This window comes from Dyella sp. (assembly GCF_035685885.1).
GTDB lineage: Bacteria > Pseudomonadota > Gammaproteobacteria > Xanthomonadales > Rhodanobacteraceae > Dyella.
On the sequence record NZ_DASRZX010000007.1, the window covers coordinates 50,599 to 73,792 of the forward strand.

Annotated in this window: 18 protein-coding genes; 9 read left to right on the top strand and 9 right to left on the bottom strand. The window is 64.3% G+C overall.

From position 1 onward, the window contains the following. Window positions 1-101: 101 nt before the first annotated feature. From VFG49_RS01490 to VFG49_RS01505, 4 genes are read right to left on the bottom strand one after another with little or no spacing between them, the layout of a single operon-like run. A complete protein-coding gene (locus tag VFG49_RS01490) occupies window positions 102-230 on the bottom strand; it encodes a hypothetical protein (RefSeq protein ID WP_324857682.1) in 129 nt (42 codons plus the stop codon). A 52-nt stretch (window positions 231-282) separates the two neighbouring features. Continuing rightward, entirely contained in the window at window positions 283-1,899 is a 1,617-nt protein-coding gene (ctaD, locus tag VFG49_RS01495; protein WP_324857684.1) for a cytochrome c oxidase subunit I, read from the bottom strand. A 47-nt stretch (window positions 1,900-1,946) separates the two neighbouring features. After that, on the bottom strand, window positions 1,947-2,897 hold the full coding sequence (gene coxB, locus VFG49_RS01500) for a cytochrome c oxidase subunit II (RefSeq protein ID WP_324857686.1): 951 nt from the start codon (window positions 2,895-2,897) through the stop codon (window positions 1,947-1,949). Window positions 2,898-2,917: 20 nt separating this feature from the next. Continuing rightward, a complete protein-coding gene (locus VFG49_RS01505) occupies window positions 2,918-3,403 on the bottom strand; it encodes a DUF2244 domain-containing protein (RefSeq protein WP_414649021.1) in 486 nt (161 codons plus the stop codon). 458 nt (window positions 3,404-3,861) lie between these two features. Here VFG49_RS01505 and putA point away from each other — a divergent pair, with 458 nt between their 5' ends. Together putA and VFG49_RS01515 are read left to right on the top strand one after the other, a co-directional pair. Beyond that, a complete protein-coding gene (putA, locus tag VFG49_RS01510; RefSeq protein WP_324857688.1) occupies window positions 3,862-7,017 on the top strand; it encodes a bifunctional proline dehydrogenase/L-glutamate gamma-semialdehyde dehydrogenase PutA in 3,156 nt (1,051 codons plus the stop codon). A 51-nt stretch (window positions 7,018-7,068) separates the two neighbouring features. Beyond that, a complete protein-coding gene (locus tag VFG49_RS01515; protein WP_324857690.1) occupies window positions 7,069-7,824 on the top strand; it encodes a TlpA disulfide reductase family protein in 756 nt (251 codons plus the stop codon). Here the strand turns inward: VFG49_RS01515 and VFG49_RS01520 are convergent. The 3 genes from VFG49_RS01520 to VFG49_RS01530 form a co-directional block, all read right to left on the bottom strand. Continuing rightward, window positions 7,814-9,328: an NAD(P)/FAD-dependent oxidoreductase gene (locus VFG49_RS01520; protein ID WP_324857692.1), complete on the bottom strand. Its 1,515-nt coding sequence runs from the start codon at window positions 9,326-9,328 to the stop codon at window positions 7,814-7,816. The genes VFG49_RS01515 and VFG49_RS01520 overlap by 11 nt on opposite strands. Before the next feature lie 95 nt (window positions 9,329-9,423). Then, a complete protein-coding gene (locus tag VFG49_RS01525) occupies window positions 9,424-9,687 on the bottom strand; it encodes a hypothetical protein (protein ID WP_324857693.1) in 264 nt (87 codons plus the stop codon). 163 nt (window positions 9,688-9,850) lie between these two features. Continuing rightward, a complete protein-coding gene (locus VFG49_RS01530; RefSeq protein ID WP_324857695.1) occupies window positions 9,851-10,663 on the bottom strand; it encodes a phosphatase PAP2 family protein in 813 nt (270 codons plus the stop codon). A 123-nt stretch (window positions 10,664-10,786) separates the two neighbouring features. Here VFG49_RS01530 and VFG49_RS01535 point away from each other — a divergent pair, with 123 nt between their 5' ends. Both VFG49_RS01535 and VFG49_RS01540 read left to right on the top strand, forming a co-directional pair. After that, the gene (locus tag VFG49_RS01535) at window positions 10,787-11,863 is read left to right on the top strand and encodes an AraC family transcriptional regulator (protein WP_324857697.1); all 1,077 of its coding nucleotides are present in this window, start codon (window positions 10,787-10,789) and stop codon (window positions 11,861-11,863) included. Window positions 11,864-12,041: 178 nt separating this feature from the next. Next, window positions 12,042-14,150, top strand: a complete 2,109-nt coding sequence (locus VFG49_RS01540) for a TonB-dependent siderophore receptor (RefSeq protein WP_324857699.1) — start codon at window positions 12,042-12,044, stop codon at window positions 14,148-14,150. A gap of 215 nt (window positions 14,151-14,365) precedes the next feature. Here VFG49_RS01540 and VFG49_RS01545 read toward each other — a convergent pair whose 3' ends face one another. Then, entirely contained in the window at window positions 14,366-15,076 is a 711-nt protein-coding gene (locus tag VFG49_RS01545; RefSeq protein ID WP_324857718.1) for an rRNA pseudouridine synthase, read from the bottom strand. 254 nt (window positions 15,077-15,330) lie between these two features. Here VFG49_RS01545 and VFG49_RS01550 point away from each other — a divergent pair, with 254 nt between their 5' ends. The 5 genes from VFG49_RS01550 to VFG49_RS01570 all read left to right on the top strand — a co-directional run bounded on the left by VFG49_RS01550 (window position 15,331) and on the right by VFG49_RS01570 (window position 22,466). Then, window positions 15,331-15,909 carry an isoprenylcysteine carboxylmethyltransferase family protein gene (locus tag VFG49_RS01550; RefSeq protein WP_324857701.1) on the top strand — a complete coding sequence of 193 codons (579 nt, stop codon included), beginning with the start codon at window positions 15,331-15,333 and terminating at the stop codon, window positions 15,907-15,909. A gap of 211 nt (window positions 15,910-16,120) precedes the next feature. Next, on the top strand, window positions 16,121-17,359 hold the full coding sequence (locus VFG49_RS01555) for a parallel beta-helix domain-containing protein (RefSeq protein WP_324857703.1): 1,239 nt from the start codon (window positions 16,121-16,123) through the stop codon (window positions 17,357-17,359). Window positions 17,360-17,372: 13 nt separating this feature from the next. After that, window positions 17,373-18,515, top strand: coding sequence for an SO2930 family diheme c-type cytochrome (locus VFG49_RS01560; RefSeq protein ID WP_324857705.1), 1,143 nt, complete (start codon window positions 17,373-17,375; stop codon window positions 18,513-18,515). A gap of 61 nt (window positions 18,516-18,576) precedes the next feature. Next, window positions 18,577-21,051 carry a TonB-dependent receptor gene (locus VFG49_RS01565; protein WP_324857707.1) on the top strand — a complete coding sequence of 825 codons (2,475 nt, stop codon included), beginning with the start codon at window positions 18,577-18,579 and terminating at the stop codon, window positions 21,049-21,051. A 2-nt stretch (window positions 21,052-21,053) separates the two neighbouring features. Then, on the top strand, window positions 21,054-22,466 hold the full coding sequence (locus tag VFG49_RS01570) for a coniferyl aldehyde dehydrogenase (RefSeq protein ID WP_324857709.1): 1,413 nt from the start codon (window positions 21,054-21,056) through the stop codon (window positions 22,464-22,466). 164 nt (window positions 22,467-22,630) lie between these two features. On the opposite strand, the gene VFG49_RS01575 is transcribed toward VFG49_RS01570, so the two are convergent. Next, window positions 22,631-23,194: OmpP1/FadL family transporter (locus VFG49_RS01575; RefSeq protein ID WP_324857712.1), on the bottom strand; the 564-nt coding region annotated here is incomplete at its 5' end.

A 23,194-nucleotide genomic window follows, 5' to 3' on the forward strand; every position in this document is an offset into this window, starting at 1 on the left:
ACCCCGTGGATATTTCTTGTTTACTTCCGCCCCCGCATTCGCGGGAACTGCAACCCGTCATGCCTTGGCGGCACCACGGACGGATACTGCGGGAAAACGCGTCAGGAGTACTTCAGGCCCTGCAGCAGCGACAAAAGAAAGATCGCAATGGCGATGGCGCCGAACACCGTGACGGTGCGTCGCACGCCCCTCTTGCGCATGTCTTCGATCGTTGCGTTGGCCTGCTTCATCCGACTCGTTTCCCTCCGCCCCGGCACGAGGCCGGAGCGGTTGAACATTCCATCAATCTTCGACGTGGCCGTGGGCCAGTTCTTCGTCGTGGATCACCGGCGGCAGCTCGAACGTGTGGAACGGCGCCGGCGACGGCACGGTCCACTCCAGGCCCTTCGCGCCTTCCCACACGCGGTCCAGGGCCTTCTTCTTCGAGAACCATACGGCATGCACGATCACGCCGACGAAGATCAGCTGCGAGGCGCCGAACAGGAAGCCGCCGATCGAGCTGATCATGTTGAAGTTGGCGAACGCGACGTTGTAGTCCGGGATGCGGCGCGGCATGCCGGCCAGGCCCAGGAAGTGCTGCGGGAAGAACAGCACGTTCACCCAGATCACGCTGTTCCAGAAGTGCATCTTGCCCCAGAACTCGCTGTACATGCGGCCGGTCCACTTCGGCAGCCAGTAGTACGTACCGGCGATGATCGCGAAGATCGCACCGGTGACCAGCACGTAGTGGAAGTGCGCCACCACGAAGTACGAGTCGTGGTACTGGAAGTCGGCCGGGGCCAGCGCCAGCATCAAGCCGGAGAAGCCACCGATGGTGAACAGGATGACGAACGCGATGGCGAACAGCATCGGCGTTTCGAACGTCATCGAGCCGCCCCACATGGTGCTGACCCAGTTGAACACCTTCACGCCCGTGGGCACGGCGATCAGCATGGTCGCGTACATGAAGAAGATCTCGCCGCCCAGCGGCAGACCCACGGCGAACATGTGGTGCGCCCATACGATGAACGACAGGAAGGCGATCGACGCGATTGCGAACACCATTGCCTTGTAACCAAAGATCGGCTTGCGCGCGAAGGTCGGAATGATCTCGGATACCAGGCCAAAGGCCGGCAGGATCATGATGTAGACCTCGGGGTGACCGAAGAACCAGAAGATGTGCTGGAACAGCACCGGGTCGCCACCGCCAGCGGCATTGAAGAAGCTGGTGCCGAAGTACTTGTCGGTGAGCAGCATGGTCACCGCGCCCGCCAGCACCGGCATCACCGCGATCAGCAGGAACGCCGTGATCAGCCAGCTCCACACGAACACCGGCATCTTCAGGAGATCCATGCCCGGCGCGCGCATGTTGAGGATGGTCGCGATGATGTTGATCGCACCCATGATGGAACTGATACCCATCAAGTGGACGGCGAACACCAGATAGGCGACCGAATCACCCTGCAGCGACAGTGGCGGATACATGGTCCAGCCACCGGCCGGGCCACCGCCGGGCAGGAACAGCGTGGACAGCAGCAGCGCGAACGCGAACGGCAGGATCCAGAACGACAGGTTGTTCATGCGCGGCAACGCCATGTCCGGCGCACCGACCATCAGCGGGATCATCCAGTTGCCCAAGCCCACGAAGGCCGGCATCACGGCGCCGAAGATCATGACCAGCGCATGCATCGTGGTCATTTCGTTGAAGAAGTATGGCTGCACCAGCTGCAGGCCGGGCTTGAACAGCTCGGCGCGAATCACCATGGCGAAGCTGCCGCCGATGAAGAACATCAGGAGCGAGAACACCAGGTACAGCGTGCCGATGTCCTTGTGGTTGGTGGACATGCACCAACGCACGAAGAAGTTTGACGGCGCGCCGTGATGATCGTCGTGGTGATCGTGGGTGGCTGCGTGGGCCATGCCTTGCACCTCTACCTAAATGCGGAAACTGTGGACGAACTGATTGCTCAGCCCTGATGGCCCTGGGAAACGGGTGCCTCGATGGCCTGCGCGGTGGCAGGAGCGGCAGCGGCCGGTGCAGCCGGTGCGGGCTGCTTGGCCTGCGCTTCCTGCTCCGCCAGCCACTTCTCGAACTCGGCCTTCGGCAGCGCCTTCACCACGATCGGCATGAAGCCGTGATCCTGGCCGCACAGCTCCGCGCACTGGCCGCGGAATTCACCCGGCTCCTTGATGTTGGTCCAGGCCGAATTGACGATGCCCGGGATGGCATCCATCTTCCAGCCCAGCGCCGGCACCCACCAGGAGTGGATCACGTCGCCCGCGGTGATCACGAAGCGGATCTTGGTGCCCACCGGCACCACCAGCGGCTTGTCCACGTTGATCAGGTAAGTGTTGTAACCGTCGACCTTCACCGAGTTCGGATCGAGGCCCGAGTTGAGCTGACGCGTCTCGTCGCTCTCGCGGTCGAGCTTGGACATGAAGCCGACCTTCTCGATCGCCTTGCCCTTGTACTCGACGTAGTCGTAGCGCCACTTCCACTGGTAGCCGGTGACCTTGACGGTCATCTCGGAGCCGGTGGTGTCGGCGAAGGTGCGCAGGCCGCCGGTGGCGAGATACGCCAGCACGATCAGGATGATCACCGGAATGGTGGTCCACACGATCTCGAGCATGGTGTTGTGCGACCACTTCTCAGCCACCGCGCCGCGCGATTTGCGGAAGCGGAACATCGAAATGAACATCGCGCCGAACACCAGGATGCCGATGACGACGCAGACACCCAGGGCGACATTGTTGAGGAAATACGCTTCGGGCGACCATTCGGACGCGCCGCGCGTCATGTTCAACTGTCCTGGCTGCGGATTGGCGAATGCCACGCCGCCGAACATTGCGATAGCGAAGAGTGCGCATGCCGCGACTGCTCGCTTGATACTGCCAGGCCTGATGCCGCCAGATGTCATGTCTTGCACCTTTGTTGAACCTACTTGCGCCGCTGTTGGTTGATCTCCGCCAGCAGCACCATGAGTTTCCTTGACAGCTCGGCGCGTTCTTCTTCGGCAAGGAACGCCCCGATTTCCAGCTCTTTTCCGTGCGACGCCAGCAGCAGACGACCCCTTCCGTGTCCGGCCCGCAGTTGCACGCGCACCCAATACGTGGGAAAGCGCGCACTGCGCCGACCTGGCAGGGATTGCACCTCCAGCGACGATTCGTCGAGGGTGATGCGCTCGCTGCGGTCGCCAGCCCGCCAGGCGACGCCAAGGGCGAACGCCACTGCGGAGGACTCGATCAGTGCGAACAGCGGAGCGAAGACATTCCCCTGCCACGCGCCGAGCACGGCCGTCGTCAGTGCCAGCGCCGCCAGTACTCCGATCAATCGACGCAGGTCGCGACGGCTGAGGGCGCGATTGGGCTTGAGCCACATGGTCGCGCACGGCAAGCCGGCAGCAGCTGGTCGAAGCACGATCATGAGGACCCGGCGTGCCTGGAACCCCGGCATGATAGGCCGCGACGGTGTCGATGGGCAAGAATGCCGCAGGGCCTTGATTTGAAGCGCGCATGAACACCCTCACGCGCGCGTTGCATCTCACGCAACGCTTGCCTCGCCGACCGTTTGTGTTGCACGTCATGGGTTTGGATCGGCACTGACCGTCGCCATGCGCGACGCGTCGGGCTGGCGCGGAGGGGTGCGACCGTTTGCCACGGGTCGCACTGAGCGAGCGGATTTTCGCGCCAAGGGGTGATCTGCAGGCACCTTTCCTTCAATCGCCTTTCCTGGCTCCCCGGCAGCCGGCGGCCGATCCACCTACATATATATGCGCCCGCGGAACACCCCTGCGGCACCGCAGCACCGCATACGGATGCGTGCGCCCTACCCCACGCGTACAATTCCGCGATTCCCCACCCGCTCCTCTCGGCTAAGCCTCTGTGACCCAACCCATTCTCAGCCCCGAACTGCCCACCGGTGTCGAACCGGCGCGTGCGCGTATCACCGCCAACTGGCTGCGCGACGAGACCGAAGCCGTCAACGACCTGCTGGCCCAGGCCACGCTGCCGCACGCCGAACGCGAAAAGGTCATCGACCTGGCCGCCGAGCTGGTGACCCGCGTGCGCGCCCGCGCCAAGGACCAGAGCGCGGTCGAGTCCTTCATGCGCCAGTACGACCTGTCGTCGGAAGAAGGCGTGCTGCTGATGTGCGTGGCCGAAGCGCTGCTGCGCATTCCCGACAAGACCACCGCCGACAAGCTGATCCGTGACAAGCTGGGCGACGCCAACTGGAAGAAGCATCTCGGCCAGAGCGAGTCGCTGTTCGTCAACGTGTCGACCTGGGGCCTGATGCTCACCGGCAAGCTGGTGACGCTGTCGGAGGAAACCCGCCACGACTTCACCGGCGCGCTGCGTCGCCTGGTCGGTCGCGCGGGCGAGCCGGCGATCCGTCTCGCGGTGCGCCAGGCCATGCGCATCATGGGCCACCAGTTCGTGATGGGTCAGACCATCGGTGACGCCCTGGACCGCTGCGCGCAGAAGGAATATGCGGTCTACCGCTATTCCTACGACATGCTGGGCGAGTCCGCGCTCACCAGCGAAACCGCCGAGCGCTACCAGCAGGATTACCGCAACGCGATCGCCTCGATCGGTTCGCGCGGCCCGTTCGCCAGCCACACCGATGCGCCGTCGATCTCGGTGAAGCTCTCCGCGCTGCATCCGCGTTACGAAGTGGCCAAGCGCGAGATCGCCCGCCGCGACCTCACCGCCAAGCTGCTGGAGCTGTCGCAACTGGCGATGAAGCAGGGCATCGCGCTGTCGGTTGACGCGGAAGAAGCCGATCGCCTGGAACTGTCGCTCGACATCATCGGCGACGTGTTCGCGCATCCCTCGCTGGAAGGCTGGAATGGCCTGGGCATCGTGGTGCAGGCGTACGCCAAGCGCACGCCGTTCGTCATCGACTGGCTGATCGAAACCGCGCGCGCCACCAGCCGCCGCTGGTACGTGCGCCTCGTGAAGGGCGCATACTGGGACGCGGAGGTGAAGCGCGCCCAGGAAAACGGCCTCAGCGGCTATCCGGTATATACGCGCAAGCCGAACACCGACGTGTCGTACCTGGCCTGCGCGCGCAAGCTGTTCGACGCTGGCTCGGATTTGATCTACCCGCAGTTCGCCACGCACAACGCGCACACCATTGCCGCCATCTATCAGATGTCGCAGGGTCGGCCGTACGAAAACCAGCGCCTGCACGGCATGGGCACGGACCTCTACGCCGAGGTGATCGGCAAGCAGAACCTCAACGTGCCGTGCCGCGTGTACGCGCCGGTGGGCACGCATGAAGACCTGCTGCCTTACCTGGTGCGCCGCCTGCTCGAGAACGGCGCCAACACCAGCTTCGTCAACCGCGTGGTCGACGAAACGCTGCCGGTGCGCGAACTGGTCGCCGATCCGTGCGAGACCGTGCGCTCCTTCGCCTCCATCCCCCACCCGCGCATTCCGCTGCCGGTGAATCTCTACGGTGAACTTCGGAAGAATTCCATGGGCGTCAACTTCTCCAACGACAACGAACTGAAGGCCCTCGCCGAGGCCATCCAATCGAAGAACGGTCCGTGGACCGCCGAGCCGCTGGTGCCCGGCGCCAAGAGCGCCGGCGCCACCGTGGCGGTGACCAACCCGGCCGATCGCCGCCAGTCGGTGGGCAGCTATATCGCCGCCGACAGCGCCACGGTGGAGAAGGCGCTTTCCAATGCGGTTGCCGCCCAGCACAACTGGGATCGCCTGCCGGCCGCCAGCCGCGCCGCGATTCTTGAGCATGCGGCGGAGCAGTTGGAAGCGCGTCGCGGCGAGTTCATCGCGCTGTGCGTGCGTGAGGCCGGCAAGAGCCTGCCCGATTCGATCGCCGAGATCCGCGAAGCCGCCGACTTCCTGCGTTACTACGCGACCATGGCGCGCCGCCTGTTTGGCCATCCGGAACAACTGCCCGGCCCCACCGGCGAGAGCAACCAGCTGTTCTTGAACGGCCGTGGTGTGTTCGTCTGCATCAGCCCGTGGAACTTCCCGCTGGCGATCTTCCTCGGCCAGGTCAGCGCCGCGCTCGCTGCCGGCAACAGTGTCATCGCCAAGCCGGCCGAGCAGACCAGCCTGATCGGCTACGCCGCGGTGAAGTTGCTGCACGAAGCCGGCGTGCCGGCCGACGTCCTGCAATACCTGCCGGGCGATGGCGCCACCGTTGGCGCCGCACTGACCAAGGATCCGCGCGTCGCTGGCGTCGCCTTCACCGGCTCTACCGAGACGGCGTGGGCGATCAACCGTTCGCTGGCTGCGCGCAACGCAGCGATCGCCGCGCTGATCGCCGAGACCGGCGGCCAGAACGCGATGATCGCCGACTCCTCGGCGCTGCCCGAGCAGATCGTCAAGGACGTGATCTCCTCCGCCTTCCAGTCCGCCGGCCAGCGTTGCTCGGCCGCGCGCGTGCTGTTCGTGCAGGAAGACATCGCCGACAAGGTGTGCGACATGCTCGCCGGCGCGATGGCCGAACTGAAGGTCGGCGATCCGGGCCAGCTCAGCACTGACGTCGGCCCGGTGATCGACGAGGACGCCAGGAAGATCCTGGTCGACCATGCCGCGCGCATGGACAAGGAAGCGAAGAAGATCGGCGAAGTGAAGATGGACGCCGCCGACACTGGCAACGGCACCTTCTTCGCGCCGCGCGCCTATGAGATCCCGGGTCTGTCCACGCTGACCCGCGAAATCTTCGGCCCCGTGCTGCACGTGATCCGTTGGAAGGCGGACGAGCTGCCCAAGGTGGTCGAGGCGATCAACGCCACGGGCTACGGCCTCACGCTCGGCATCCACAGCCGCATCAACGACACTGTGGATTACATCCAGAGCCACGCGCGCGTGGGCAACTGCTACGTCAATCGCAACCAGATCGGCGCGGTGGTCGGCGTGCAGCCGTTCGGTGGCGAAGCACTGTCGGGCACCGGCCCGAAGGCGGGTGGCCCGCACTACCTGCTGCGTTTCGCCGGCGAGCGCACGCTCACCATCAACACCACGGCAGCCGGCGGCAACGCCTCGCTGCTGACGATCGGCGAGTAATCGCACGACGGGCCGGTGCCAACACACCGGCCCGTTTCATCTGGAGGACGCATGCGGATTGCCCGGCTCCTCGCTCCCTTCCTGCTCTGCATCACCGCAGCGAACACGCAGGCCTGGCCTCAGGACGCCTCCTTTGCCGATCCCTCGCAACTGGGCGTGGTGGTCAACACACGGTATCTCGACGCCGCTGGCAAGCCGCTGGACGCCGTGTCGTTCATGCGTCTGGTCAAAGAGGGCAAGTCGTACAGCAGCACACGCGACACGCGCTCCGGCGCCGCCATGTCGCGCATCGTCGGCCCAGCATCCGGCCAGCGCGGCCTGACGCTTGCTTTCGGGCGCGGCGATGCGTTTCCGCCGTTTGAATTGGTGGCACTCGATGGCCGCACACGCCGCCTCGGCGATTTCCAGGGCCGCTACACACTGGTCAGCTTCTTCTTCGCCGACTGCGCGCCATGCATCGCGGAAGCACCCATGCTCAGCGCATATGCGCGCGAACACGGCGACATGAATTTCGTGGCGATCACTTATGAGGACGCGATCAACGCGAGCCGTTTCGCGAAAGACCGGCACTTCGACTGGCCGATCCTTCACGATGGCCAGGGCCTTATCGACGTGCTTGGCGTCAGCGTCTATCCCACCCTGATGCTGCTTGGCCCGGATGGACGCATCGCTGGCGCGGCGGTGGGCATCGCGATGCGCGACGATCAGGCCAAGCGCCTGGCCGATCTCAGTGGCTGGATCGAGCAATGGAAGCGCGCGGAACCGGTTGCGCAGGACAACGCGAAAGCTGCCGGCATCAGCCGATGAGTGCCGCCGAATGCGCCTTCGCTGAATCATCTTGCGAATCTGCGCGCTCAACTTCCAGCGCCGCATCCTCCACCGGCTGCTCCAGCAGCATCTCGCAATCGCGTTCGTAGTTGTTGAGTACCCGCCAGGGCACGGCACGTCCCTGACGCGGCAACACGGGCGCGCCACGCTGGACATAGCCCGACGTCAGCGAACCCATGATGGTTTCCTCTTGTCGCTCATCCGCCGGCGCGCGCGGAGTGACCACGGCGATGCCACGCTGGTGCATGTAGCCGAGCAGGCGACACAGATAACGCGCAGCGAGGTCGGCCTTGAGCGTCCACGGTGCATTGGTATAGCCGAAGACGCAGCCGAAGTTCGGCGTGTCCTGCAGCAACACACCCTTGTAGGTAACCAGCTCGCCCATCACGCGCGACTGACCGTCGACCTGCAGCGTCATGCCACCCAGCGTCTGCATCTCCAGGCCGGTGGCGGTGATGACGATGTCCGCCTGCAGTTCCTCGCCCGACTGCAAGCGAATACCTCCTTCGGTGAAACGCGCGATGCCATCGGTCGCCACCGATGCCTTGCCGCTCTTGATGGCTTCGAACAGGTCCGCATCAGGAACCACGCACAGGCGTTGGTCCCATGGTGCGTAGTCCGGCGTGAAATGCCGCATGTCGGCGTCAGCAGGCAAGTGCTTGCGTACGCCGTTGATGAGGAAGGCGCGCACCTTGTCCGGCCAGCGCCGCGCAGCCTTGTAGATGAGGCGGGTGAGGAAGATGTTGCGCCGGCGCGCAAGGCGGAACACCAGCGCCTTGGGCAGGAATCGTTCGAGCACCGCGGAGATCGTGTCGAAGCGCGGCAACGAGAGGATGTAACTGGGCGAGCGCTGCAGCATGGTGACATGCGCCGCGTCGGGCGCCATCGCCGGCACCAGCGTCACCGCGGTCGCGCCACTGCCGATGATGACCACGCGCTTGCCGTGATAGTCCAGGCCTTCAGGCCACTGTTGCGGGTGCACCCGCAGGCCGCGGAATTGCTCCTCACCGGGAAAGTGGGGCAGATGGCCACGGTCGTAGTTGTAGTAGCCCGTGCACACGATGAGAAACCGACACGTGAGGGCACTGGTTTGGCCGCGCGACTCGTCGAGCACGTTAACGGTCCAGCGCCGCTGCTCGCTCGCCCATGCCGCGGAAACGACTTTCAGCCCGTACCGGATCTTCGTGTCGACGGCGTACTGCTGCGCGGTCTCCATGACATAGCGGCGAATGGATTCACCATCAGCCATGACATCCAATGCGTGCCATGGTCGAAACGCGTAGCCAAAAGTGAACATGTCCGAATCGGAACGCACGCCGGGATAGCGGAAAAGATCCCAGGTGCCGCCCATGGCCGCGCGTCGCTCGATGATCGTCACGCGCAAGTCGGGATGTTCCATCGCGAGATGACAGGCCATGCCGATGCCCGACAACCCCGCACCGATGATCAGCACGTCACTGGCAAGCCCTGCATCGTGGTCCATGCACCGTTCCCCATGGCAATCGGCAACCGATGAGCGCGGCTAGCTTACGCCCAACGCCTTTGGCGGCGACAACCGACGTGGATGAGGCGGGATGCCTAGATAGCGTTGCGCCCGGCTCCTACGCGGCAACTCAGGGCGTAACCGGTGGAAACGCCTGCGGCTGCGGCCAGGAACAACATCATCCAGGCGAGCGGATCGGTGAGCACGAGCCAGGGATTCCAGTCGGCCGATGCCACCATGGAGAGCAAGGTGATTGCCGAAAACATCGCACCGAACGCGCACGACCACGCGTGCAGCCGCGGATGGCACAGGAACGGATGGCGGGCAGGTTCGTAGACGCGGGATTGATCGGGAAACATGCGGGCGGCGGGGCAATGCACCGAAGGCGATGCACTGCGAAGCCTAGGGATGGCGGACGCCCGCAAACATCAGACAAATCCGATATTCACCCCGGTCGCGCGCCTACAGCGACACGTGGGTTTCCCACAGGCGCCGACCAGGGCGCGATGCGCTGCCCTGGCGTCAGTAAGGCGTGGGTTCAATCAGCGCCTTTTCTGCGGCGCAGCGTGGGCCGGCATCCATCGTGTTGGCCTGGCGATACGCATCGAGCTCCCGCCTCGCATCGGCCAGGCTTGCCTGGAACGATGGCGAGGCATGCAGCACCGCTACCACGGCGGCACCGTTCATCGTACCGGCCTCGATCGCACTGAGGTTGTGCACGCCGCATACCACACGGCTATCGGCAAAGGCGCGCGCCCTGAGCAGGAGGTCGGTGGCCCGGTCTGGTGCCAGTTCCGCCAGCACCAGCCCGACCGCCCATCCGCGGGTGGCATGGCCGGAGGGGTAGTCGAAGCTATGTGAGAGCTGCAACGTGGACTGGCAGGCCGCGCCCTGGTCGATAAGAAAGGGCCGCTGCCGCTGATTGGCCTTCTTTGCGGGCGCAGTGGAAATCTCCGCCGCATTGCTGGTCGCGTCGACCAGTGCGGCCAGTTTCGGCAGGCGGGCCGCATCGAGCGGGGCGCCCATGGCACAACTGAAGTCGGCCATCAATTTGGGCGTGGCGTAATCCACGTCCTCCTGGGCGAGCGTCCAACGCGGCGAGCCTTCCAGGCCACGGGTGGCACGGAAGACCTGGCGGTCCGCTTCGTAGCGCGGCGTCCCGACCTTGGGCGCCGCCGGAAGCAGCACGGCCGTGCGCAGGTCGGCGACCGGGGCCGGGGCCGGGGCCGGTGTCGTGGAGGACACACCCGGGGACGTCGCGACGGCTGCGCAACCGGCGATCAGCATCGCGACCGGCAAGACCGCCATCGGAACGGCAAAACGGCGCTGTTTCATGGGCACTCCCCAAGGTTGGGCGGCATGGGCCGTGGTGCATTGCATAAGGCGATCGACCGGCCACCATGATATAGATCAAGTCTGCGTCGGGCCTGTCCGACGCAAGGGATGGGAGCAGTCACGATGACGTCCGTAGCCACGGGCCATCCAACCGATGACTCCGCGGCGGCGCTCCTGAGCACCGACCCGCGCTACACGGCGGCAGAAACGTCGCCGAACGTCCTCGTGCACCTCACCCAGTTGGCCCTGGCGCGCGGCGCGCGCTGCGACGACTGGTTCGCCGGCTCAGGCCTTTCCCGCGAGCAACTCAACGACCCGAGCCTCCGCGTGTCCTATCGGCAGGCGCGTTCGGTGATCCGCCGCGCCCTGCTGGCCACGGGCGACCCGGGCCTGGGCCTGGACGTGGGACGGCGGGAGACACTCGGCAGCTTTGGCTTGCTGGGCCTGGCGATGATGACGTCGGCCACCTTCGGCGACGCCATGAGGGCGGGCATCGAGCATCACCGCGTCAGCGGAAGCCTGCTGGACGTGAGCTTCGAAGTACTCGGGCCGCTGGAAGTGGCGCTCGCCGCATGGCCGCGCTTCAACGATGCGCCTTTGCTGCCGTTCCTGTGCGAGGAACTGTTTTCCAGCGCGCTGGCGATCGCACGGGAGCTGCTGGGCCAGGATTTCCGGCCGTCCCGGCTGGAAGTGACCTATACCCGTCCGCCGCATGCCGACGCCTATGCCGATTACTTCCAGTGCGAGCTGGTATTCGGCGCGCGCTACAACCGCGTCGTGCTCGACGTGCCGTGGCTGGATCATCCGCTGGCCACCCATAATCCGCTGACGGCGCAGCAGGCGCTGGCGCTTTGCACGCAGCAGCACGATGCCAACGGCGTGCGGCAGGAAATCGTCGCCTCGGTCGAACGCCTGCTGCGCAGCCATCTGCGCCAACAGCCGCGTCTGCCGGATGTGGCGCGCATGCTGAACATGAGCGAGCGCTCCCTGCGCCGCCGGCTGGCCGAAAGTGGCCGCATCTTTCGCGAGATCCATGACCGTGTGCGCGCCGAGCGCGCGCTGGAACTGCTGCATGGCGGCGCCCTGAGCGTGGCCGAGATCGGCCTGGAAATCGGCTTCAGCGATCCCCGCGAATTCCGCCGCGCCTTCAAGCGCTGGACGGGCATGGCGCCGCGCAGCGCCCGCCAGCACGCCGCCTGAGCTCTCCCCGGCCAACCCGCCCGCGCTAGGACAGGGCGCGTAGCACCCGTGCGCCCGGACGATATTGACGCAGTCCCTATCAGCAGCCAATAAGAATCATTATCATTCCGTTATTCATCGACGGGCGCGCCGCGGCAGCGGCGCGAACAACGCTGCCTTTCCTGTAGGGATACCTCATATGCCTGCCCTTTTCTCCAGAAGCGCGCTTCTGGCCGCCATGTCGCTTGCCCTGGCCAGCCAGGCCTTTGCGGCCGCAGCCGACGACACCACCGACGCCAGCAAGAAGACTGACGCTCCCAGCGAGAAGAACAGCGTCAACCTGGAGGCGATCAACGTCGTCTACTCGACCACCAAGACTGAAACACCGGCCGTGGAAATCCCCCAGTCGGTGAGCACGATTACGCCCGACCGCATGCAGCTGTACGGCGTGCAGGGACTGGATGAAGCGGTGCGCTACCTGGCGGGCGCCGTGGGCGGCAGCTACGGCGCCGATCCGCGCAGCGACTGGATCCTGATCCGCGGCTACGACCCCGCAAGGTTCCTGGACGGCCTGGCGCTGCCCAATGGCGACTGGACGGCGGATTCGCGCATCGAGACCTACGGCCTGGAACGCGTGGAAGTGAACAAGGGTCCGTCGTCCGCGATGTACGGCCAGCTGCCGCCCGGCGGCATGATCGAGATGACCAGCAAGCGCCCCAGCCTGGAGGCGCCGCACGAGATCGAAGCCACTGTGGGCAGCTTCGGCCAGAAGCAGCTGGCCGGCGACACCGGCGGGCAGCTCGGCAGCGACGGCCACTGGCTGTGGCGCGTGGTGGCGCTGGCGCGCCAGGGCGACTCCAACATCGAGCACTCGAAGGACGACCGCTACTACTTCGCGCCCAGCCTCACCTGGCAGCCTGACGACAACACCTCGCTTACGGTGCTGCCGCGTTACCAGCGCACGCTGTCCGATGGCGTGGGCGGTTTCCTGCCTTCGCAGGGCACGTTGTATCCCAATCCCAACGGGCAGATTCCGCGCGACGTGAATCCGGGCGAACCTGGCTACGACCATTACTGGAAGACCGACGAGTCGATCGGTTACGCCTTCAATCACCGCTTCAACGATGTGTGGTCGTTCCGCCAGGATCTGCGCCTGCAGAACACCAAGGTCGACCATCGCTCCATCGGCAGCCTGGGCCTGCAGGACGACCTTCGCACGCTCAATCGCTACAACTATCCGCTGGTGGACCACGCGAACGTGTTCGCGGTGGATAACCAGATACAGGCGAAGTTCGACCAGGGCAGCGTGCAGCACGACGTGCTGATGGGCGTGGACTACCTGCACAGCCACAATGACTACAAGTCGGGCTTCGGCAGCGCCGCGCCGATCGATATCTTCGATCCCGTCTACGGCCAGCCGATTCCGCCGGCGCCCTTCACGTACCACACCAACAGCCTGCTCGAGCAGTTGGGTGCGTACGTGCAGGACCAGGTCACCATCGGCAAGTGGGGCATCGTCGCCAGCGGTCGCGAAGACTGGGTGAGCAACGATGTGAAGGACCTGATTGCCGGCACGCGCACCAAGCAGGATGACAACGCATTCTCAGGTCGCCTCGGTGTCAACTACACCACCGACCTGGGCCTCGTGCCCTATGTCGCCTATTCGCACTCGTTCAAGACCACGGTAGGCACGACCTTCGACGGCAGCGCGTTCAAGCCGATCACTGGCGACCAGTACGAAGGCGGCCTGAAGTACCAGACGCCGGATGGACGCTCACTGATCACCGGCGCCGTCTACCAGCTGACGCAGAAGAATGCGCTGACGATCGACCCCGACCATCTGTTCTTCTCGCTGCAGCAGGGCCAGACGTGCACACGCGGCGCGGAGCTGGAGGCGAATGTTGCGGTGACCGATCACCTCAACATGACCGCGGCCTACGCATACACCGACGCCAAGGTCACCCACGCCAACGATGCCACGCTCGGCAAGCAGGTCGCGCTGGTACCCAAGCAGCAGGCTTCGGTTTCGGCCGACTACAGCGTGCATGAAGGCTCGCTGGCGGGTCTGGGTTTCGGCGGCGGCGTGCGCTTCATCGGCGATCACTACGGCGATGCGAACAACCAGTTCCGCACCGGCGGATACACCTTGTTCGATGCCAATGCGCACTACGACATCGACCATTGGCGCTTCCAGGTTACCGCCGCCAACCTGTTCGACCGCGAATACATCACCGCCTGCAACAGCGCCATCTGGTGCTACTACGGCTACCCGCGCGAGATCACCGTGTCGGCGCGGTATCGCTGGTAACCCTGGCGATTCGGGCGGCCGGCCCTCTCCGCTGATAGCTGGCGGAAAGGGCCGGCATCGCTGATCAGATCGACAAGCCCTGGCTGACGTCGGCCAAACTCTGTGGACCGACTGAACCAAAGCAAAAAACGTGGCGTCGGGCACCGCGCACAGCGCGTTGACCATGTCGTGCGATCAGCTTCCGGAAGTCATCCTGTCGGCGACGCTTCAGGACATCAAAACCGGTCGGTACTCGCCAGATAGCGCCAACTGCCGGGCTGCAGCCGGGACATGGGAATGCGGCCGATGCGGATGCGCTTGATCGCGAGCACCTTCAACCCGACGGCGTTGCACATGCGCTCGATCTTGTCGGGCGCAATCCGCTTCAAGGCAAAGCGCAAGTGGGTTTCGTTCTGCCAGCTCACCTTGATCGGTGGCAGCGCGTAATGGTCGAAGCTGAGTCCGTGGTTGAGCAGAGCGAGGCCATCGGGCGCCAGCTTGCCCGCAACTTCGACCACAAGCTCCTGCTCGATGCGGTCCGAATCCTCTTCCAGACGACGCTTCACTCGCCAGTCCTGCGTGAAGACCAGCAGCCCACTGGCGCTGTCAGGCAACGACAGCGGCGATTCCAGTCGGGCGAAGTGACGCTTCAGCAGGCGCACGCCGGAGGCATCGTCGGCAGAGTGGCTTTCCTCGCCAATCAACGCGCGTGCCTGCTCGACTGTGGTGCCCGCGGGCTTATGGAACACCAGCGTGGCCGGTTCGGCAGGCTCAAGCTGGGCGTGCGGATCGATCTCGATGTGCTGCTCCAGCACCTTGAACTGCGGCTCCTCCACCGTCACGCCATCCACGCGCACCCAGCCACCTTCGATATACATTTCCGCCTCGCGCCGCGAGCATTGCGCCAGGGCTGCGACACGTTTGGCGAGGCGTACGGATTCGGTCATCAGCGTTGCCTGTGAGTAATGAGCGCCATTATAGGCGTCTGCGAGCTGCAACCACGCCGCGGAAAGAGCGATACCACGCAGGAACCAGAACGGCCAGGCGGTCCATGCCATGGCCTGTTTGCCGCAACGCATGTTTGTTCCTCACCCGGAACGCAAACGTCCGCAGCGCTATGACCAATGGAACTGGCCCAGGCCAAAGGCAGACGAAATCCTATGCCGTCCCGATGCTGCCGCGCGACTTGAGGAGTTGCACCATGTCACACGGATTCAATGTCGCGCTGCACGTGGTCTGGCTCGCGCTCTTGTCCTATTGGCTCTGGTCTGCGCGCCGGGTGAAGACTTCTGTTCAAACCGAGCATCCCGCCAAGCGTCTTGTCGCGTACTGGCTGCCGCTTGCCGTGGCCTTCGCCTTGCTCGGTCCGGGTGAATGGTTTCAGCACACCCTGCTGGCCGAGCAGTTCGTTCCCCACTCCATGCCATTCGAATCATTGGGGCTACTCTTCTGCGTGCTCGGCGCATCCCTTGCCTGCTGGGCGCGTTACCTGCTTGGGGAAAACTGGAGCGCCACGGTTCAACTGAAAGACAACCACCAGTTGATTACGGCCGGCCCCTACCGCCTGGTCCGGCATCCCATCTACTCCGGCTTCCTGCTGCTGTTCCTTGGCAACGCCGTGCTCGTGGGTGACTGGCGCGGACTGTTGGCGCTCGCCATTGTCTTCGCATCGTTCTGGCGAAAGCTGCGACTGGAGGAACGGTGGCTGTCCCAGCATTTTGGCGAGGCCTATCGCGCGTATTCGAAGCGAAGCCACGCGCTCGTCCCTGGCTTGCTTTGATCGGCCCAGGAGAGTGTTGCTACTGAGAAAGACGGCGCGGGCACCCCTTGCCGGACCCAACCGACCCGCCGGCATCGCCTGGCCAAATTCAAACGGTCGTCACACTGGCCGATTTGCCCCCCTTCGCCGCTCCTGCGGCCCTCCCCACCGCGTTTACGTTCCGTGAAAGTGAAGCGTCACGCAGATTGCTGCTACGGGGAGGGAAGCGACCATGCGCAAGAACCTATTCATCCTGGCTTTGCCGCTGGCACTGGCCGCCTGCAACCATGAGGCGCCGACCGCGCAGAGCAGCACCGACGCAACCTTCGAGGCCAAGCTCCAGCAGCAGCTTCTGGATGCCAAGCCGGGTTCCGTCATCGAGATTCCGGCGGGCCACTACCACCTGCAGCGCGGCCTGAGCCTGCGTACCGACGGCGTCACCATCAAGGGCGCCGGCATGGACAAGACCGTGCTGTCGTTCAAGGGCCAGGTGGTCGGCCCCGAAGGCCTGCTGGTCAACGCGAACGACTTCACCATCGAGAACCTCGCCCTTGAAGACACCAAGGGCGACGCGCTGAAGATCAACCAGGGCAAGAACATCACCATCCGCGGCGTGCGCGTGGAGTGGACCGGTGGCCCCAAGACCACCAACGGCGCCTATGGCCTGTACCCGGTGAAGACGCAGAACGTGCTGGTGGAAGACTCCGTGGTGATCGGCGCTTCCGATGCCGGCATCTACGTGGGCCAGTCCAACAACATCATCGTTCGCCGCAACCGCGCCGAGTACAACGTGGCGGGCATCGAGATCGAAAACTCGGTGAATGCCGACGTCTACGAGAACACCACCACCAACAACACCGGCGGCATCCTGGTGTTCAACATGCCCAACCTCTCGCAGGCGGGCCACAGCACGCGCATCTTCAAGAACAAGACGTTCGCCAACAACACCGACAACTTCGCCGCCAAGGGCGCAGCAGTGGCCAGCGTGCCACGCGGTGCGGGCGTGGTGGTGAACTCCAACGACAAGGTGGAGATCTTTGACAACGACATCGCCGACAACCAGACGGCGAACGTGATCATCTCCAGCTATTTCTCCACCAATTACTACAACACCAAGGGCGTCGCGGCGGATTACAACCCGTATCCGAAGGGCATCTTCATCTACGACAACCGCTTCAAGGGCGGCGGCGACTCGCCGGACGGCATCAAGCTGAAGACGCTCAAGACCGCCGTATACGGCCTCAGCGGCAAGTTCCCCGACATTCTGTGGGACGGCTATGTGGACGAGAAGAAGCTCGTCAACGGCTTGCCGCCGGCGGAGGACCGCTTCTGCATCCAGAACGGCGACGTGGGCGTGATCAATGCCGATGGCGCGCACGACTACAAGAACCCCAGCACCGATACCAAGGCTTACCAGTGCACGCTGCCCAAGCTGCCGCCGGTCGTGCTCGACCCCGAACCGAAGGCATGAGGCCGTCGTACTGATGAAGTTCTGTTTTCGTTTTCTCCTGCTGTCGATGCTGTTGCTGGCGAGTGCCTGCCACCGCGACCTCGATCCGGTGGCCTTCCAGGCGGATGGACGTCCGCAGCACCTCAGCGACTGGCATGTGGTGGAAGTGCGCGACGGCAAGCTGGTGTTGAACCACGGCGAGGTGCCCTATGACCTCAACACGCCGTTGTTCACCGATTACGCGCACAAGCTGCGCACGATCTGGATGCCCAAGGGCGTGTCGGCCAAGTACGACCCGAACGACACCTTTGATTTCCCGGTCGGCACCGTCATCAGCAAGACGTTCTATTACCCGCGCGCGAGCACGGGCAAGTTCAGCGATGTGGAGCGTACCTACGACAGCTCGCACGATTTCGCCGGCGAAGGCCTCGATCTGGCCAATGTTCGCCTGATCGAAACACGCATCCTGGTGCATCGCGAATCGGGTTGGGCGGCCATTCCCTATGTCTGGAATGACGACCAGAGCGACGCGCAGCTGGCGCGTACCGGCGCCGTCCTGCCGCTGACGCTGGTGACCGACGGCGATGGCCGCGAGGATTTCAACTACGTCGTGCCGGATGAGAGCCAATGCTCCAGCTGCCACGCGCAGGATTGGGTCACGCGCAAGATCCATCCGATCGGACCGAAGGCCCGCCATCTCAATCGCGACTATCACTACGCCGCCGGCGAAGAGAACCAGCTCGCGCATCTGATGAAGGCCGGTTACCTCAGCGGCGCGCCGGACGCTTCGCAGGCGCCGCGCAATGCGAACTGGATGGATGACAGCGCACCGCTCGATGCGCGGGCGCGCGCGTACCTGGACATCAACTGCGGCCACTGCCACAACCCCAAGGGTGCCGCGAACACCACGGGACTTACGCTGGACGTGACCGTGCCCGAAGATCGCCACCTTGGTATCTGCAAGCCGCCAGTGGCAGCGGGACGAGGCACAGGCGATCATCTGTTCGACATCGTGCCCGGCGCGCCTGGCGATTCCATCCTGCCGTATCGCATGGACTCGGCCGACCCTGGCGTGATGATGCCGGAGTTGGGCCGAAGTACGGTGCATCGTGAGGGCGTTGCACTGATCAAGGCATGGATAGCGGCGCAGTCGGGGGGCTGCGTCGCGATCCACTAGGAAGCAACAAGCCGCGCCCCCAAGGGTCGCGGCCTTTTCTTATTTAAGGGGAGATCTGGTGATGATGATTCGTCTGCGTCCGCTGTCCGTCAGTCTGCACCGCCTGCTGCTCGGCAGTTCCGTGCTGCTGGCTGGTATTCCATTTGGCGCTTTCGCCGCCGACCAAACGCCGGGCGGCACCCAGGACAACGCTGGCGCAAGCACCGGCACGCAGGCCGATCCGGAAAAGGCCAAGCTGCTGGGCAACATCACGGTGACGGCGCAGAGCCGTAGCCAGGAAGTGCAGTCGGTGCCGATCCCGCTGCAGATCGTCACGTCCAAGCAGATCGACACGCTGGCGGCGACCGACCTCAGCAAGATGGACATCTTCGTGCCGGGCCTGGTCATCGGCGCGGACCAGCCCACGCAGCCCACCTATGAGTTGCGCGGCATTGCCACCAGCAACTTCGGCATCGGCACCGAGTCGGCGGTGGGCGTTTATATCAACGGCGTGTATGCAGCGCGTTCCGGCGGCTCGCTGCTGGCGTTCAACGATATCGCCCGCATCGAAGTGCTGAAGGGTCCGCAGGGCACCTTGTTCGGTCGCAACGCAGCGGCGGGCGCGATCTCCATCGTCACCAATGAACCCACCAACAGGTTCGAGGGTTCGGCCCGCGTGCGCGTCGGCAACGATGGCCGCCGCTACGCCGATGCCCTGGTGAACATTCCGCTCAACCAGGACATGGCCCTGCGCCTGAGCGTGCTGGACAACCAGAGTGACGGCTGGATCAAGGACGCCGCCACCGGCAAGCACTACGGCAAGGACGACGATTGGGGCACGCGCGCGGTCTATCGCTGGAACATCACCGCCGACACCCGCGTACTGCTGTCATGGGACCACGAGAAGCTCAACCAGCCGCCGGAAGCGGCCATCGGATTGATCCCGCTGTCCAACGACACCAACCAGCGCGCGCCTTTCCCGACGGATCCGGCGACCTATCTCAATCCGCTGCATGCACCGCTGTACAACGACAGCGTCGGCGGCGCGGAGACGCGTCGCTTCGACGGCGTCACGCTTTCCATCGACCACTCGTTTAGCTGGGCCAACCTGGTCTCCACCACGGCATGGCGCGGCTTCGACACGTTCAACCGTGGCGACTACGACGGCACCAATCACATCGTCGACTATCTCGATACCACCAACATCGAGCACAACAACAGCTGGTATCAGGAATTCAAGCTGCAGGGCAATACGGATCTGGTGGACTGGGTCGCGGGTGTCAGCTACTACCAGGAGCAGGCTCGCCAGACCAGCCAGACCAATGTTTTCACCGACAGTGTGGACACGCTCGCGCAGAATTCATATGGCGTGGGAACGCCGCTCGCCGACATCACCAGCCTGCTGCAATCCAATGGCTTGAACTACAACCTGCTCGGCGACCCCTGGCACGAGGCGATCAGCAACGATGGCAACTTCAAGGCGTATGCCGCGTTCGGCGACGTGATCTGGCATCTCAGCGATCGCTTTGATCTCACCACCGGCCTTCGCTACACGCGCGATGAGAAGGATTTCAGCTGGTACAACATGCCGCGCAGCGCACCGCAGTTCGATGCCACCGTGGCAGCCATGCAGCAGAGCGGCGCGATCAACCTGCTCAATCCCTTGCAGCAACTGATCCTGGGCGTGCTCCAGAGCAACCTGATCTTCCCAACGTCGGTGGGTGTCCCGGTATCGGCCAGCAACACATGGAACAACCTCAGTCCGCGCGTAGTGGCCAGCTACAAGTTCACCCCGGACGTGATGGGTTATTTCTCCATCACCAAGGGCTACAAGGCGGGTGGCTACAACAGCGTGCAGGTCGGCTCGAAGTTCGCACCGGAAAAGGTGATCAACTACGAAGCGGGCATCAAGACGCTGTTCCCCGAGCAGAACCTGCTGCTCAACGCCTCGACCTACTACTACCGCTACGACAACAAGCAGTCGTTGTCGCTCGATCCGAACTACAGCGGCTCGGGCGTGCCCATCTATGTCGTCAACAGCACCGACCAGGAAGCGAAGGGCCTTGAGCTGGAAGCACAATGGCAGCCGGTTGACGGACTGCGCCTCGGCTTCACGGGCGCGTATATCGACTCCACCTACCGTCAGGGCTCGGCACCGGACGGCATCGTCCTCACCGGCCAGCCCACGGGCGCGCCGAAGTTCTCTGGTGCGGCAACGCTGGCTTACACTTGGCATGAGGTGCTGAACGGCGACCTGGAGTTCGACCTGTCGCAGGGTTATCGCGGCAAGTCGCGCTGCAATGCCGACTCTGAATTCCAGGGCGAGTGCGTGGTGAGCCCGAACTTCAAGGTCGGGACCAGCCAGCAGCGCACCGATGCACGCCTTGACTGGCATGCGCCGGGCGACCGCTGGGGCGTTGCGCTCTACGGCACCAATGTCTTCAACAAGCGTTACGTGACCGGCGTGAACAACATCAGCACCAGCGTGTTTGGCACACCGTTCGCATCCATCTCACCGCCCCGCATGTGGGGCCTCGAACTGCGCGCGAAGTTCTGACCATGAAAGAGCCCAGCCCCTCCCTGCACGCCACGCTGCTCCGACTGCGCCAAGCACAGGCCCGCGATCCCATGCCCAGCTGGGATGCGCGTGCCACGCGGCTGCGTTCGCTGGAGAAGCTGCTGACGGAGCAGCGAGGGGCTTTCGCCGAAGCGATCAGCGCCGATTTCGGCCACCGCCCGGTGGAGGAAACCGAACTGCTGGAGCTGTATCCGAGCCTGTCGAATCTTCGGCATACGCTCAAGCGCGGCAAGCGCTGGATGCGCCCGAAGCGCGGGCTGGCGAACCTGGTGTTCCTGCCCGCACGCACCACCTTGATGCCCCAGCCGCGCGGCGTGGTCGGCATCATCGTGCCGTGGAACTACCCGTTGTACCTCGCGGTGGGTCCGCTGATCGATGCGCTCGCCGCGGGCAACCGCGTGATGCTGAAGATGAGCGAGTACACGCCGGGTTTCTCGTCCCTGTTCGCCCAACAGGTGGCGCGTTACTTCCAGCCGGACGAAGTCGTCGTCGTGACCGGTGACGCCGACGTGGCGCAAGCGTTCTCCGCGTTGCCGTTCGACCATTTGCTGTTCACCGGCTCGACGGCCGTGGGTCATCACGTGATGCGCGCCGCCGCCGCCAACCTCACGCCGGTGACGCTGGAACTGGGCGGCAAATCGCCCGCCATCGTGGGTCCGAACGCGCGCCTGGAACACGCGGCCGAACGCATCGTGTTCGGCAAGCTGGTCAATGCGGGCCAGACCTGCATCGCGCCGGACTACGTGCTGGTGCCGCGCGAGCGCATGGGCGAGTTCGTGCAGGTCGCACGAGACACGGCGGCACGCCTTTATCCCGGCATCGCGCGCCAGGAGCAGTACGCGTCCATCGTCTCCGATCGCCAATACCAACGACTGACGAAACTGCGCGACGACGCATTGGCGGCAGGCGCACGCCTGGAACCGCTCAGCGATGCGCAGGACCTCTCGGCCAGACGCCTGCTTCCGCCCGCCATCCTTACCGGCGTGAACGACGACATGGCGGTGATGCAGGAGGAAATCTTCGGACCCTTGCTGCCGGTGCTGCCCTACGATTCGCTGGACGAAGCGATCGCCTATGTTGCTGCGCATCCGCAACCACTCGCGCTGTACTTGTTCGAGCAGAACCGTGCAACGATTGATCGCGTGCTCGCGCGCACGCATGCCGGCGGCGTCACCATCAACGACACGCTCTACCACATCGCCCAGCACGGACTGCCATTCGGTGGCGTGGGTCCGTCGGGCATCGGCGGCTATCACGGTGAAGCGGGCTTCCGCACGTTCTCGCACATGAAGCCGGTGTTCCACCAGTCGCGCATCAATGGCACCGGCATGCTCAATCCGCCTTACGGTGCGCAGTTCAAGCGGATGCTGAAATTGCTGATGCGGTTGGGTTAATCCCTTGCACCTGTAGGAGCGCACCCAGTGCGCGATCCCGGGTTACCGGAACCTACGCTCCATCGGCTTTTCGCGCACTGGGTGCGCTCCTACAAAAAAGAGCCGGACAAGAAAAAAGCCACCCCGCGAGGGGTGGCTTTTGTTCTTCTACATCGCTTGCGCGGTCAGAACTTGTACTGGGCCGACAGGCTGAGCAGGTTGCCGTAGTCGTCCGAGCTGCCGGTGATGACGTCGCCGGTGGAGCTGGTCGAGCTCATGTGCGCGCTGTTCACGAAGATATGGGCGTACGAGGCATTGATCAGGAAGTGTTCGCTGGCCTTGTAACCCAGGCCCACCGACACGAGCTGGCGGGTCGAATCGGGCACGCGCGGGTCGCGGGTGGCCGAGTAGGTCGGCGTGGTGTCGATGGCAAAGCCGCCGCGCAGGGTCAGCTTGTCGTTGACGTAGTAATCGCCACCGATCGCGGCGTACCAGGTGTTGCGCCAGTTGAACACTTCGGTGGTGGCCGGCTGCGCCGGGTTGGCGTAGTTCACCGTGAGGTTCTTGAACACATCCCACTTGGTCCATGCCACATCGATGCCGAGGCCGAACTTCTCAGCCTGGTGCCAATAGCTGGCGGTTGCCACGGCCGGTGTGGTGAACGGTGCGGTGCCACCGGTATGCGTGAACGGCACGCCACCCGCGCCAGCCAACAGAGCGGCCACCGTCGGGCTCGACAGCAGTGCCTG